11 protein-coding genes are annotated in these 13,355 nt (G+C 64.4%); 9 read left to right on the top strand and 2 right to left on the bottom strand.

Features of this window, described 5'->3' with window-relative positions:
• Positions 1–100: 100 nt before the first annotated feature.
• From LB526_RS01660 to LB526_RS01650, 3 genes are all read left to right on the top strand, one after another.
• On the top strand, positions 101–1,084 hold the full coding sequence (locus tag LB526_RS01660) for an ABC transporter substrate-binding protein (RefSeq protein WP_224543053.1): 984 nt from the start codon (positions 101–103) through the stop codon (positions 1,082–1,084).
• 89 nt (positions 1,085–1,173) lie between these two features.
• Complete coding sequence (locus LB526_RS01655; RefSeq protein ID WP_224543052.1) at positions 1,174–1,977, top strand: ABC transporter permease; 804 nt, start codon at positions 1,174–1,176, stop codon at positions 1,975–1,977.
• A gap of 122 nt (positions 1,978–2,099) precedes the next feature.
• Positions 2,100–2,858 (top strand): ABC transporter ATP-binding protein, encoded by a 759-nt coding sequence (locus LB526_RS01650; RefSeq protein WP_210239545.1) that lies wholly within the window; start codon positions 2,100–2,102, stop codon positions 2,856–2,858.
• A gap of 83 nt (positions 2,859–2,941) precedes the next feature.
• Here the strand turns inward: LB526_RS01650 and LB526_RS01645 are convergent, their stop codons facing one another.
• Positions 2,942–4,561 carry a GMC family oxidoreductase gene (locus LB526_RS01645; protein WP_224543051.1) on the bottom strand — a complete coding sequence of 540 codons (1,620 nt, stop codon included), beginning with the start codon at positions 4,559–4,561 and terminating at the stop codon, positions 2,942–2,944.
• A gap of 357 nt (positions 4,562–4,918) precedes the next feature.
• Here LB526_RS01645 and LB526_RS01640 point away from each other — a divergent pair, with 357 nt between their 5' ends.
• The 5 genes from LB526_RS01640 to LB526_RS01620 are packed head-to-tail and all read left to right on the top strand — an operon-like array spanning position 4,919 to position 9,825.
• Positions 4,919–6,193 (top strand): flavin-containing monooxygenase, encoded by a 1,275-nt coding sequence (locus tag LB526_RS01640; protein ID WP_224600503.1) that lies wholly within the window; start codon positions 4,919–4,921, stop codon positions 6,191–6,193.
• 35 nt (positions 6,194–6,228) lie between these two features.
• A complete protein-coding gene (locus tag LB526_RS01635) occupies positions 6,229–6,645 on the top strand; it encodes a RidA family protein (RefSeq protein WP_224523308.1) in 417 nt (138 codons plus the stop codon).
• 6 nt (positions 6,646–6,651) lie between these two features.
• Entirely contained in the window at positions 6,652–7,326 is a 675-nt protein-coding gene (locus LB526_RS01630; protein WP_224523307.1) for a DUF1028 domain-containing protein, read from the top strand.
• Positions 7,327–7,348: 22 nt separating this feature from the next.
• Entirely contained in the window at positions 7,349–8,839 is a 1,491-nt protein-coding gene (locus tag LB526_RS01625; protein WP_224625818.1) for an aldehyde dehydrogenase, read from the top strand.
• Positions 8,840–8,889: 50 nt separating this feature from the next.
• The gene (locus LB526_RS01620; protein WP_224606628.1) at positions 8,890–9,825 is read left to right on the top strand and encodes a LysR family transcriptional regulator; all 936 of its coding nucleotides are present in this window, start codon (positions 8,890–8,892) and stop codon (positions 9,823–9,825) included.
• Positions 9,826–9,831: 6 nt separating this feature from the next.
• Here the strand turns inward: LB526_RS01620 and argE are convergent, their stop codons facing one another.
• Positions 9,832–10,989 carry an acetylornithine deacetylase gene (gene argE / locus LB526_RS01615; protein ID WP_224625817.1) on the bottom strand — a complete coding sequence of 386 codons (1,158 nt, stop codon included), beginning with the start codon at positions 10,987–10,989 and terminating at the stop codon, positions 9,832–9,834.
• Between the two features lie 218 nt (positions 10,990–11,207).
• On the opposite strand from argE, the gene LB526_RS01610 reads away from it, so the two are divergent.
• Entirely contained in the window at positions 11,208–13,277 is a 2,070-nt protein-coding gene (locus tag LB526_RS01610) for an FAD-dependent oxidoreductase (protein ID WP_224625816.1), read from the top strand.
• The last annotated feature ends 78 nt before the right edge of the window (positions 13,278–13,355 follow it).

Below are 13,355 nucleotides of genomic sequence, written 5' to 3'. Positions count from 1 at the left end.
CGGGAGGCGACGCATAACAAGAGAGCGGCCGCAAAACGCCGCCTGGCATAGGCCGCTTGAAAGGGGCCGATGCCGGCAACAGCCATGGGGAACCACGACAATGAAGACATTCCGCAATTGCCTGATGACGGCGGTCAGCGCAGGCCTGCTCAGCCTGGGGCTTGCCGCTCCCGCCAATGCCGGCGCCATTCGCCTCGGCATGACCACCTGGGTGGGTTATGGGCCACTGTTTCTCGCCCGCGACCTCGGCTATTTCAAGGAGGCCGGCGTCGATGTCGACCTGAAGGTCATCGAAGAATCGGCGCTTTACATGGCGGCGGTTGCCGGCGGCGATCTCGACGGCGCTGCCTCCACCGTCGACGAGCTCATGAAATACCGCTCCGACGAGCTCTGCTTCAAATATGTCGTGGCGCTCGACGACAGCCATGGCGGCGACGGCGTCGTCACGCAGACCGACGTCAAGTCGCTCAAGGATCTGAAGGGCCAGCCCGTCGCCCTGAACGAGGGCTCCGTTTCCGAATTCTGGTTCAATGTGCTCCTGAAAAAGGAAGGCATGACCGAGGACGATGTCAGCGTCACCAACATGACCGCCGATGACGCCGCGACGGCCTTCATCGCCGGACAGGTTCCCGCCGCCGTGACCTGGGAGCCGCACCTCACCGAAGTCCGCAAGGGCGGCAAGGGCAAGGTGCTGATCGACTCCACGACCACGCCCGGCCTGATCGTCGATGTGATCGCGCTCAAATGCGACCTGATCGAGAAGCACCCCGAGGACGTGAAGGCCCTCGTCAAGGGCTATTACGAGGCGGTCGAATACATCAAGACCAACCCGGACAAGGCCTATGAGATCATGGCCAAGGGCATTGGCGGCTATCTCGAGAAGCCTGAGGATTTCGCGGCCGGCGCCAAGGGCGTGCGCTACTACGACCGCGCCCGCAACCTGGAATTCTTCGGCACGCCGCAGAAGAGCGAAGCGGCCGACCTGGTGAACTTCGCGCAGGACGTCTGGGGCAAGGCCGGCAAGCTCAAGATGACGATCGACTCGAAAACCATCCTCGACACCGATTTCATCAAGGAACAGTAGGCCGCCGAGATGGCCGGGATCGGCTCGTCCGGACCGATCCTGTTTCTCGAACGCCCGAGGTTCACGCCTGAAATCAACGGAGGCCATCTATGGCACAAAGGCGGACGGCGTGGACGCGCCTGACGACTCCATTCGCCAATATCCCCGCCAGCACGGCAACCACGCTCGCTTTGGCGATGTGGGTCGTCGTGATCGGCGGCTGGGCCTTGCTGTCCTATGGCCGCCTCGTGCCGAACATGTTCCTGCCGACGCCCGGAACCGTGCTCGAGACGGCCTACCGCATGTCGCTCGACGGCAGCCTCTTCTACCACACGCTGACCAGCGCCAAGGTGGTCATCCTGGGCTTCATCGTGTCGTCACTGATCGCGGTGCCGCTGGGACTGTGGATGGGCACCTACCGGGCGGTGCAGGCGCCGCTGGAGCCGCTGGTCAACTTCATCCGCTACCTGCCGGTGACCTCCTTCGTGCCGCTGTTCATCCTTTGGATCGGCATCGGCATCGAACAGCGCATAGCGGTCATCTTCTTCGGCACGTTTTTCCAGCAGCTGGTGATGATCTCCGACTGCGCGCGCAGCGTCTCCAGGGACCTGGTCAACGCCTCCTACACTTTGGGCACCAAGCGCTCAGAAGCGGTGTGGCACGTCATTTTCCCCGCAGCGCTTCCGGCGATCCTCGACACGCTTCGCGTCACCATGGGTTGGGCCTGGACCTATCTAGTCGTTGCCGAGCTCGTCGCCGCGTCGAGCGGCCTCGGCTATATCAGCCTCAAGGCAATGCGCGGCTTCCAGGTCGATGTGATCTTCATGGCGATCGCCGCAATCGGGCTTCTGGGCCTGATCACCGACACGGCATTCCGCATTCTCCGGGCAAGGGTCGCGCCATGGGCACCTTGATCTTGAACGCATCCTCGCAAAACGCAGCCGGATCAAGGGTAGTGATGACCGAAACCGTCAAGGCGAACAATTTGGCCGGCACGGCCCATGCGGCCGGCGATCCGCGTTCGGCCGGCACCACGATGGCCATCGAGGACGTGACATTGCGCTATGGCGATGCCAATGGCGTGCTGGCGCTGGACGATGTGTCGCTGAAGGTGGCCAAGAACGAATTCTGCGTCATCGTCGGCCCTTCGGGATGCGGCAAATCCAGCCTGCTCTACCTCGCCGCCGGCCTCAATGACGCGACCTCGGGCAGCATCAAGGTCGACGGCCGGGAAGTGATCGAGCCCGGCGCCGACAGGGGCATGGTCTTCCAGAGCTACACCTTGTTCCCGTGGCTCACGGTGCGCGCCAACATCGAATACGGGCCGAAGCGCAAGGGGCTGCCTGCGGAGCAGCGCAAGCAGATCGTCGACCAGTATCTCAACGAGGTCGGCCTCGCGTCCTTTGCGGACCACTACCCCGCCCAGTTGTCGGGCGGCATGAAGCAGCGCGTGGCGATCGCGCGCGCCCTGGCCAACGACCCGGCTGTCCTGTTGATGGACGAGCCGTTCGGCGCGCTCGACAGCCAGACGCGCGGCACCATGCAGAAGCTGCTTCTGCGCGTCTGGGAGCGGCAGCAGAAGACGGTGCTCTTCGTCACTCATGATATCGACGAGGCGCTGGTGCTCGGCGACCGCGTTCTGGTGATGACGGCAAGGCCCGGCAAGATCAAGGCCGAGATCAAAGTCGACATCCCACGGCCGCGTTCGATGGACGTCATCCTCGAACCCGACTTCATCGCGCTCAAGCGCCGTATCCTCGGCCTTCTGCACGACGAGATCGACGAGGATCACTGAGCGCAATTTCCAAGAGCAAAAGTCGAGGCAGTCCAGCAGTGCTGAACGCCGATCTGCCCCAATGTTGAAGGGTGAGACGGCCTCTACCTTTCGCCGTTGCGCGCCGGGCCGAGGATCATCTCCGAAGCCTTTTGCCCGATCATCATGCTTGGCGCGTTGGTGTTGCCGCCGATCAGCTTCGGCATGACGGAGGCATCGGCGACCCGGAGTCCGTCCACGCCTCGCACCTTGAGTGTCGCCGGATCGACGACGGCCATGTCGTCCGTTCCCATCTTGCAGGTTCCGACCGGGTGATAGACGGTCAGCGCCTCGGCGCGCAGATAGGCCAGGATCTCGTCGTCGGTTCGGACATCCTTGCCCGGCAGCATCTCCTGGCCGCGCACCGCGTCGAACTCGGACGAGGCAAAAATCCGGCGCGCGATCTTGATGCCCTCCACCAGCACCATGGCGTCGTCTTCATGCGTGAAAAAGCGGTGGTCGATCAGGACGTCGCGGCGAGAATTGTCGCGCGACAACCTGATCTCGCCCACGCTTTTCGGTCTGAGCACGCAAGTGTGAATGGCGTAGCCGTGGCCGTATTCGATCAGCCTGCCGCGATGGCTGCGATAGCCCGGCACGAAATGGAACTGAATGTCGGGCAGGCCGTTCGCGTGCTTGGTCTTCGCAAAGCCACCGGCTTCGACGTAGTTGGTGGTGAGCATGCCCTTGCGGCGGGCGAAATACTGGAAGGGCGCCGCTGCCATGCGCGGCAGGTTGGCGAGTGAGAGGCCGAGCGTCCTGGTGCTTCTGGACCGCACGGTGATCATGCCATCGACATGGTCCTGCAGGTTCTTGCCGACGCCCGGCAGGTCGAGGATCGGCGCGATGCCGATCTGCTTGAGCTCGGCTGCCGACCCGATGCCGGATGCCATCAGGATCTTGGGCGAGTTGATGGCGCCGGCCGACAGCACGATCTCGCGGTTGGCCGAGAGCTGCTTCTGCTGGCCCTCGTGCCGCACGCGCATTCCCGTGGCGCGGCCCTCGGCGATGACGAGGTCGATCACCTCGCATTGGCTGAGCAGCGTCAGGTTCTTGCGGTCGAGCACCGGGCGCATGAAGGCGCTGAAGCTGCTGAAGCGCTGTCCACGATCCTGCGTGACGTTGTATATCCCAAGGCCGAACTGGCTTGCGGCATTGAAGTCGGTGTTGGCAGGCAGACCGGCGCTTGCGCCTGCTTTTACGAACATGGCGGAAAGCTCGTTCGGATCACGGGGATTGTCGACCAAAAGCTCGCCGTCGCTGCCGTGATAGCGCGGGTCCTGGGCAAGCAGGTTGCGCTCCAATTTCTTGAATACCGGCAGCACATCGTCATAAGCCCAGCCGGCGCAGCCGAGTTCGGCCCACTCGTCATAGTCCTGGGCGGCGCCGCGAATATAGACCATCGAATTGATCGAGCTCGATCCGCCCAGCGCCTTGCCGCGATTGACCGGAATGCTGCGGTTGTTGAGGTGGGGCTGCGGCACGCCGACGAAACAATAGTCGTAGTTCGGGTTGCCGTAGAGCGAGAGGATGCCCGCCGGCACCTTGACGCGCAGACTGTTGTCGCTGCCGCCGGCCTCGATCAGGCACACTGTGGCCGACGGATCGGCGCTCAGCCGATTGGCGACCACGCAACCGGCCGAGCCGGCGCCGACGACGATGTAGTCAAAGCTTTCGGTTTTCATGCCCAGCCCCTCGAGAATGCCGGCGCTCGAGGCATGGCAGAACCGGCCGCCGCGAAGGCGTATCCTTGTTCCGGAACCAGTTCCGCGCGGACGCATGTCCGGCTTCGCCCGCCACCTCATGCAGCGCTGTCGATCCGACCGCCGGGACTCTAGGTGCGTCTATCGGTGCGAGAAATTCGGAAATGGTTACGCGTGACTTCGGAGATTCGTTATGGGCGCCCGCCGGCACGTGCTGCTACTTGTGAGCGCCAGCAGAGGAGCGGTGGGATGGCGCAGCCTGGCTGCATCCACCAACTGCCGGAGATCGTTTTCATCCCACGCGGCGGAAGCTGTCGGATGGTCAGAAGAGGACCGAGCATGTCGGTTGAGAAGGTAGACACGCTCGTCGTCGGCGGCGGCCAGGCCGGGGTGGCGATGAGCGAGCATCTGAGCAAATGCGGGGTGCCTCATCTTGTGCTTGAGCGCGGCCGGATCGCCGAGCGCTGGCGCTCGCAGCGATGGGACTCCCTGGTCGCCAATGGCCCGGCCTGGCATGACCGGTTTCCGGGCATGGAGTTTCCCGTGACGGGTCCCGACGGCTTTCCTTCCAAGGAGGAGGTCGCCGACTATTTCGTCGCCTACGCAAAGCAGATCAATGCGCCGATCCGCTGCGGCGTGGAGGTAAAACTAGTGCAGAGGAATGTCGGCCGTCCAGGATTTCGCGTCGAGACCTCGCATGGCGTGATCGAAGCCAACAGCGTCGTGGCCGCGACCGGGCCTTTCCAGGTCCCTGTCATCCCGCCTCTCGTTCCTGGCGATGCCGGCATCCTGCAAATCCACTCCAGCGCCTACCGCAACCCGGCGCAATTGCCGAAGGGCGCGGTGCTGGTGGTCGGGGCGGGATCCTCGGGCGTGCAGATTGCCGATGAGCTGCAGCGCTCAGGCAGGCGCGTCTATCTCTCGGTCGGCCCGCACGATCGGCCGCCGCGCGCCTATCGCGGGCGCGACTTCTGCTGGTGGCTGGGCGTGCTCGGCAAGTGGGATCTCGAAACCCCGGGACCTGGCACGGAGCATGTCACGATCGCGGTGAGCGGCGCGCGCGGCGGCGAAACGATCGATTTCCGCCGTCTGGCGGCCCAGGGGCTTACGCTTGTCGGCATGACAAAGACGTACCAGGACGGCGTGATGAGTTTCGCGCCGGATCTTGCGAAGAACATTGCCCGGGGCGATGCCAGCCTGATGTCGCTGCTGGACGAGGCCGACGCCTATGTCGAGCGCAATGGTCTCGACCTTCCGGAAGAACCTGATCTTCGCAAAATCGATCCCGACCCGGAATGCGTGACCAATCCGATCCTCAAGCTCGATCTTGCCGAAGCCGAGGTAGCGACGATCATTTGGGCGACGGGCTTCGCCGTCGATTACAGCTGGCTGAAGGTCGATGCTTTCGACGAGAGGGGCCGACCAAGGCATCAGCGCGGCGTCTCGACAGAGCCCGGAATCTATTTCCTGGGTCTGCCCTGGCAGTCGCGCAGAGGCTCGAGCTTCATCTGGGGCGTCTGGCACGATGCCAAGCACGTGGCCGACCGTATTTCGACGCAGCGCAAATATCTGGCCTACCACGCCGCCACGACGCGCGAGACCGTGGACGCCTGACCAACGCTGCGAGCCGATCCCTCATGGAGACCAAGATGGCGCACACGCGAATTCGCAAATTCAACACCAAGGACACCTATCCCGAGCAGAAGCTCGACAACGATCTCTGCCAGGCGGTCGTCACGCGCGGCGGCCGCACCGTTTATCTGCGCGGCCAGTGCCCGCAGGATCTCGACACCGCCAAGAACATCGACAGCCACGATCCGGTCGAGCAGACCCATAAGGTCATGCAGAACATCAAGCAGCTCATCGAGGAGTGCGGCGGCACGATGGAGCATCTGGTGAAGGTGGTGGTCTACATCACCGACGTCCGCCACCGCGAAGCCGTCTACCGGACGATGGGCGAATACATCAAGGGCGTACATCCGGTTTCGACCGGGCTGGTCGTGTCGGCGCTGGCGCGGCCGGAATGGCTGGTCGAGATCGACGGCACCGCCGTCATTCCGGACTAAAGCGCCATGACTTTTTCTATCGTCGCGCGCTGCAGGCGCACGGGCATGTTCGGCGTGGCGGTGTCGTCGTCGTCTCCCGCGGTCGCGGCGCGTTGCGCCTATGCGCAGGCGGGCGTCGGCGCGGTCGCCAGCCAGAACGTCACTGACCCGACACTCGGGCCGCGGGCATTGGAATTGATGGCGCGCGGCGCCTCCGCCGCGGAGGCTGTCGCGATCCTGAAGCGCACGGCCGCCTTCAGTGAATACCGTCAGGTGCTGGCGGTCGACGCCGCAGGCGTCAGCGCGATCCACTCCGGGCCGAAAGCGCTCGGCATCTGGGCCGAGGCGCACGGCGAGGACGTTGCCTGCGGAGGCAACCTGCTCGCGAATGACGGCATCCCGCGTGCCATGGTCGACGCCTTCCTTGCCTCCGAAGGCCATCTCGGCGACCGACTGATCGTCACGATGCGCGCCGCGCTTCATGCCGGCGGCGAGGCGGGGCCTGTCCGCTCCGCCGGCATGAAGCTGGTCCGCGATGTGTCCTGGCCCGTCGCCGACCTGCGCTGCGACTGGACGGAAGCGTGTCCGATCGAGCAGCTGGCAACGCTGTGGGAGATCTATAAGCCCCAGCTCGATGCCTATGTCACCCGCGCCCTCAATCCGTCCGACGCGCCGAGCTACGGCGTCCCCGGTGACGAATAGTCCGACCAGTTCTGGAGCGAGCATGAGCGAACTCAGCCACAAGGAGTGGGTCGGCAAGGCGTCCGCGATTCGCTTCCGCGACAAGGCGTTCATCGACGGCAAGCCGGTGCCGGCGCGCTCCGGCCGGACCTTCGCCAGCGTCAATCCGGCCACGGGAGCGACGCTCGCCGAAGTCGCCTCCTGCGGGGAGGAGGATATCGATTTCGCCGTCGCGGCGGCCCGGCGCAGTTTTGAGGCCGGCGTCTGGTCGCGAACGAGTCCCCAGCATCGCAAGCAGGTGCTGCTGCGGCTGGCGGAGTTGCTGCGCGAGAACCTGCAGGAGCTCGCGCTGCTGGAATCGCTGGATATGGGCAAGCTGGTCAAAGATGCCGCCACCATAGACGTGCCGGGCGCTGCGGCGATCTTTCAGTGGTATGGCGAGGCGATCGACAAGCTCTATGACGAGGTAGCGCCGACGGGGCAAGGCGATCTCGCTCTGGTGCGGCGCGAGCCGCTTGGCGTGGTCGGCGCGGTCGTGCCGTGGAATTTCCCGATCGACATGGCGACTTGGAAATGCGCGCCGGCGCTGGCGGCGGGCAATTCGGTGGTGCTGAAGCCGGCCGAGCAATCGCCTTTCTCGGCGCTCAGGCTGGCCGAGCTCGCCATGGAGGCGGGCCTGCCCGCCGGCGTGCTCAATGTGGTGCCGGGCCTCGGCGAGACCGCCGGCCAGGCGCTTGGCCGGCATATGGATGTCGATTGCCTCGCCTTCACCGGATCGACCGCCGTCGGCAAGCTGTTCCTGCAATATTCCGGCCAGTCGAACATGAAGCAGGTCTGGCTGGAGACCGGCGGCAAGAGTCCCAATCTGGTGTTCGCGGACTGCGGCGATCTGGATGCGGCGGCCGACATGGCCGCCTTCGGCATCTTCTTCAACCAGGGCCAGGTCTGCTCGGCCAATTCCCGGCTGCTGGTGGAACGCGGCATCAAGAATGCGCTGGTCGAGAAGCTAGCGGAGCGCGCGGCTGCGACGCAACCCGGCGACCCTCTCGACCCGGCATCCAGGATGGGTGCGATGGTGGATGCGCGGCATGCGGCGACGGTCATGCGTTTTATCGATGGCGGCAGGAAGTCAGCCCGGCTGGTCGCCGGAGGCCGCCGGGTGGCCGTCGACGGGCGCGGCAGCTTCGTGCAGCCGACGATCTTCGACAATGTCTCGCCCGAGGATCCGCTCGCCCGCGACGAGATATTCGGTCCGGTGCTGTCGGTCATCGCCTTCGATAGCGAAGAGGAGGCGCTGCGGATTGCCAATGACAGCGTCTACGGCCTTGCGGCATCGATTTGGACCGACAGCCTGTCGCGGGCACACCGTATCGCGGAAAGACTGCGGGTGGGCACGGTTTCGGTGAACACCGTCGACGCGCTGAGCCCGATGACGCCCTTCGGCGGCTTCAAACAGTCCGGCTTCGGGCGCGATCTGTCGCTGCACGCGCTCGACAAATACACCGCGCTGAAGACCACCTGGATCAAGTACTGAGAAGCGGCCGCGACTTGATTGCAGCGACCAAACGGGCATCATAGAAGCCCATGCCGCTTCGTTTCACGCTCAGACAACTCGAGTACTTCGTCGCCGTCGGCGAGGCGGGCTCTATTGCCAAGGCGGCCGAGCAGGTGAACGTCTCGCCGCCGTCGATCTCGGCTTCGATCGCCCAGCTCGAGGCGGAGTTCGGCGTCCAGCTCTTCGTGCGCAAGCATTCGCACGCGCTTGCACTAACGGCGGGCGGACGCCTGTTCCTCAAGGAAGCCGCGCGGCTGCTCAACGATGCGGATGCGCTGCATGACATTGCCGGCGATATCGCGGAGAAGGTGCGCGGACCGCTGGCAATCGGCTGCCTTTTGACTTTCGCGCAGATCGTGCTGCCGGCGCTGCGCCGGAAATTCGAGGATGCCTATCCGGATGTCCGCGTCAGGCAGTTCGAGCGCAATCAGGGGCAGTTGTTCGAGATGCTGCAGCGCGGCGAGATAGATGCCGCACTGACATACGATCTCGAACTGTCGCAGGACATGACATTCGAACCGCTGATGCAACTGCCCGCCTATGTGATGCTGCCGGCCGCGCATCGTCTGGCGGGGAGGGCGGGCATCACGCCAGAGGAACTGGTCGACGAACCGATGGTGCTGCTCGATCTGCCCTACAGCCGCGAATATTTCCTGTCGGCTTTCCAGCCCAAGGGCCTGCGGCCAAAGATCGCCGAGCGCACCGGCGACATCGCCGTGATGCGCTCGATGGTCGCCAATGGCTTCGGCTACGGCATAGCCAACATGCGGCCGCTCAACACCATGTCGCCGGACGGCAAGCTGCTGGTCTTCGTGCCCTTGCTGGGAGACATCAGGCCGCTGACGATGGGAATTGCGCTGCCGAACGCCGAGCATCGCACGCTGACGGTGCAGGCCTTCATCGACCATTGCCGCCGCTTCGTCGTCGAGCAAGGCGTCTTCGGCACCGAACGCATTGTCAAATGAGGAGGGTTACGGCCAGCCGTCGGTGAGCCGCGACAGCAGCCTCTCCAGCATCTCGTCGCAACGCCGCAGCTGTTCGACGCTGACAAATTCGTCCGGCTTGTGCCCCTGCGCCATCGAGCCCGGTCCGCAGACGACGACCGGCGTGCCGAGATCGCGGCTGAACAATCCGCCTTCCGTGCCGAACGCGACCTTCATGGTATCGTTGGCGCCGGTCAGCGATTTGACGAAGGCGACCGCTTCCGAAGCGACCGGCGTGTCGAGGCCCGGGTAGGTGTTGGTGATCTCGATGTCGATCGCGGCTTCGGGCGCGATCGAAGCGGCATCAGCGGCAATGCGCGCCGCGGCAATGCACAGCCTGTCGAGAATGCCGGCGGCATCATCGGCGGCGACGTTGCGGATCTCGAAATCGACCTGGCAGAGATTGGGCACGATGTTGAGCGCCACGCCGGCATTGATCTTGCCCGCATGCACCGTCGTGTAGGGAATGTCATAGTCGCCATCGCGAGCGCCTTCGCGGACCAACCGGTCCTGTTCGTCGCGCAGCGCGCGCACGAAATCGCAACCGAGATGGATGGCGTTGAGTGCCAGCGGAGCGAGCGCCGAATGGCCTTCGCGTCCCTTGCAGAGGGCGCGCGCCGCGAGCTTGCCTTTGTGCCCGGTCGCCACCTGCATGTTGGTCGGCTCGCCGACGATGCACAGCAGCGGGCGTTGGGGTGCCGCGCTTAGCATTTCGATCAGGTCGCGCACGCCGAGACATCCGATCTCCTCGTCGTAGGAGAGCGCCAGATGCAAGGGCGTGCGAAGCGCTATTTTCGAGGCCTTGAGGCTTGCCGCGAGCGCGCAGGCCAAGAAACCCTTCATGTCCGCCGCGCCGCGCCCGTAAAGCTTGCCGTCGCGCGCGGTCATGGCGAATGGCGGCAGCGTCCAGTTCTGGTCGTCGACGGGAACGACATCCGTGTGACCGGAAAGCATGATGCCGGGCTTATCGGCCGGGCCGATCGTGGCGAAAAGATTGGCCTTGTGCCCGTCGGCGCTGTGGATGATCTGGGAGGCGATGCCGTTTGCTCGAAGCAGGTCCACCGCATAGCCGATGAGGTCGAGGTTCGAGTCGCGGCTCACCGTCGGGAAGGCGATCAACCTCTCGAGTATTCTGACGCTGTCCATTCCTGTCCGGTCCCGTTGCCGCAGCCGTTCTCTACATCGCGCCGCGGCGGTCCTGAAGTCGCATTTGGCTCAGCCTCGCTTCATCTGAGGCTAATCCATGCAAGGGCGATTAGGCGCGTCCTAATCCGCACAGAAGAATTCCGTAGTTTTCCCGCGCCCGTGCCAACTTATGAGTAATCTCGGCAGCAGCGGCAGCGCCAAGCCGATGGAAGGATTACATGCGCGACCCACGCTACGACATTCTGTTCGAGCCGATGAAGATCGGTCCGGTGACCGCCAAGAACCGCTTCTACCAGGTTCCGCATTGCAATGGAGGCGGCTATCGCGATCCGTCAGCCGCGGCGGAGATGCGCCGAATGAAGTCCGAAGGCGGATGGGGCGTCATCTTCACTGAGCAGACGGAGATGCATCACACCTCCGAGATCACGCCCTTCATCGAGCTCAGGCTGTGGGACGACGCCGATATTCCGGCCCTGACCAAAATGGCCAAGGCCATGCACGAACATGGCGCGCTCGCCGGCATACAGCTTGCCTATTCCGGCATCAACGGTCCCAACCTCTACACCAAGGAGGTTCCGCGCGGCCCTTCGGCCTTGCCGATCCGCACCTTCACCAACGATCCGGTGCAGGCGCGCGCCATGGACAAGCAGGACATCCGCGACCTGCGCCGCTGGCACCGCAACGCCTTCAAGCGCGCCAGGCACGCGGGGTTCGACCTAGTGTGCCTCTACGGCGCGCATGGCTTCGGCATCATCCAGCATTTCCTGTCGACCGCCACCAACCAGCGCAGCGACGAATATGGCGGCTCGCTGGAAAACCGCTCGCGACTGATGCGCGAGCTGATCGAGGAAGGGCGCGACGCGATCGGCGACACGTGCGGCCTGACGCTCAGGCTATCGCTGGACGAGATGATCGGCGAGCTTGGCTTCGCCAATTCGGAAGTGCGCGACATGATCGAGATGCATGCCGAGCTGCCCGATCTCTGGGACCTCGCCCACGGCGCCTGGGACGATTGTTCGGGGCCGTCGCGCTTCAAGGAAGAGGCGGCGCAAGAAAGCCTGGTCTCCGGCGTCAAGGAGCTGACCTCGAAGCCGGTCGTCGGTGTCGGCCGCTTCACCTCGCCGGACGTGATGGTGAGGATGATCAAATCAGGCACGCTCGATTTCATCGGCTGCGCTCGCCCGTCGATCGCCGATCCTTTCCTGCCAAGGAAGGTCGAGGAGGGCCGCATCGAGGACATCCGCGAATGCATCGGCTGCAACATCTGCATCACCGGCGACATGACAATGTCGATCTCGCGCTGCACGCAGAACCCGACCTTCATGGAGGAATGGCGCAAGGGCTGGCATCCGGAGCGCATGCAGGCCAAGGGCGATAGCGACAGCGTGCTGATCGTCGGCGCCGGGCCTGCCGGACTGGAGGCCGCCCGCGCGCTCGGCCTGCGCGGCTATCAGGTGGCGATAGCGGAAGCCGGCACCGCGCTCGGCGGGCGCGTGGCGCGTGAATGCCTGCTCCCGGGCCTGTCGGCCTGGGGCAGGGTGCGCGACTATCGCCAGTATCAGCTCAGCCAGATGCCGAATGTCGACATCTATTTCGAAAGCCGGCTGTCGGCGGACGACGTCCTGTCCTTCGGCTTCCAGAACGTCGCCATCGCGACTGGATCGACCTGGCGGCGCGACGGCGTCGCGCGCGCCCATGTCGTGCCAATGCCGATCGACGCCGCCATGCCGGTCTACACGCCCGACGATCTGATGGGAGGCAAGGTGCCTTCCGGCAAGGTCGTGCTGTTCGACGACGATCACTACTACATGGGCGGCGTGCTGGCGGAGCTGATGGCGCGGCAGGGTGCGAAGGTGACGCTGGTAACGCCGTCGGCCTATGTCTCGGACTGGACCCGCAACACGCTAGAGCAGGGCGCCATCCACCGCCGCCTGGCGCAGATCGGGATAGATATCGTCCTCAACAGGACTGTCACGACCATCGCGTCAGGCGGCGTCGTGACGGCCTGCGTCTATACCGGCGCGCAACAGGAGGTGGCGGCCGATGCCGTGGTCCTGGTCACGTCGCGCAATCAGGACGATGCCGTTTGGCGCGCGCTGAAAGCCCGGGAAAACGAGTGGGCCGGCAACGGCATCCGTTCGATCAAGGTTATCGGCGATGCCGAAGCGCCGGGGCCGATCGCTTGGGCAACCTATGCCGGCCACCGCTTCGCTCGCGAGCTGGACGAGGCCGATATTGGTGACGCCCTGCCTTTCCGGCGGGAAGTGACGGCGCTGGCGGTGCAATAGGATAGAAGAGGGCAGCCGCAACTTCCCTTCCACTCTATTCTGCCCGCAAGCGGAGCGCGTATTTCCAGCAGGTATCAT

Source organism: Mesorhizobium sp. CA6, from assembly GCF_020165035.1.
Classification (GTDB): domain Bacteria; phylum Pseudomonadota; class Alphaproteobacteria; order Rhizobiales; family Rhizobiaceae; genus Mesorhizobium.
Note: the sequence above shows the minus strand (reverse complement) of the source record. Positions and strands in the feature narration are given on the sequence as shown.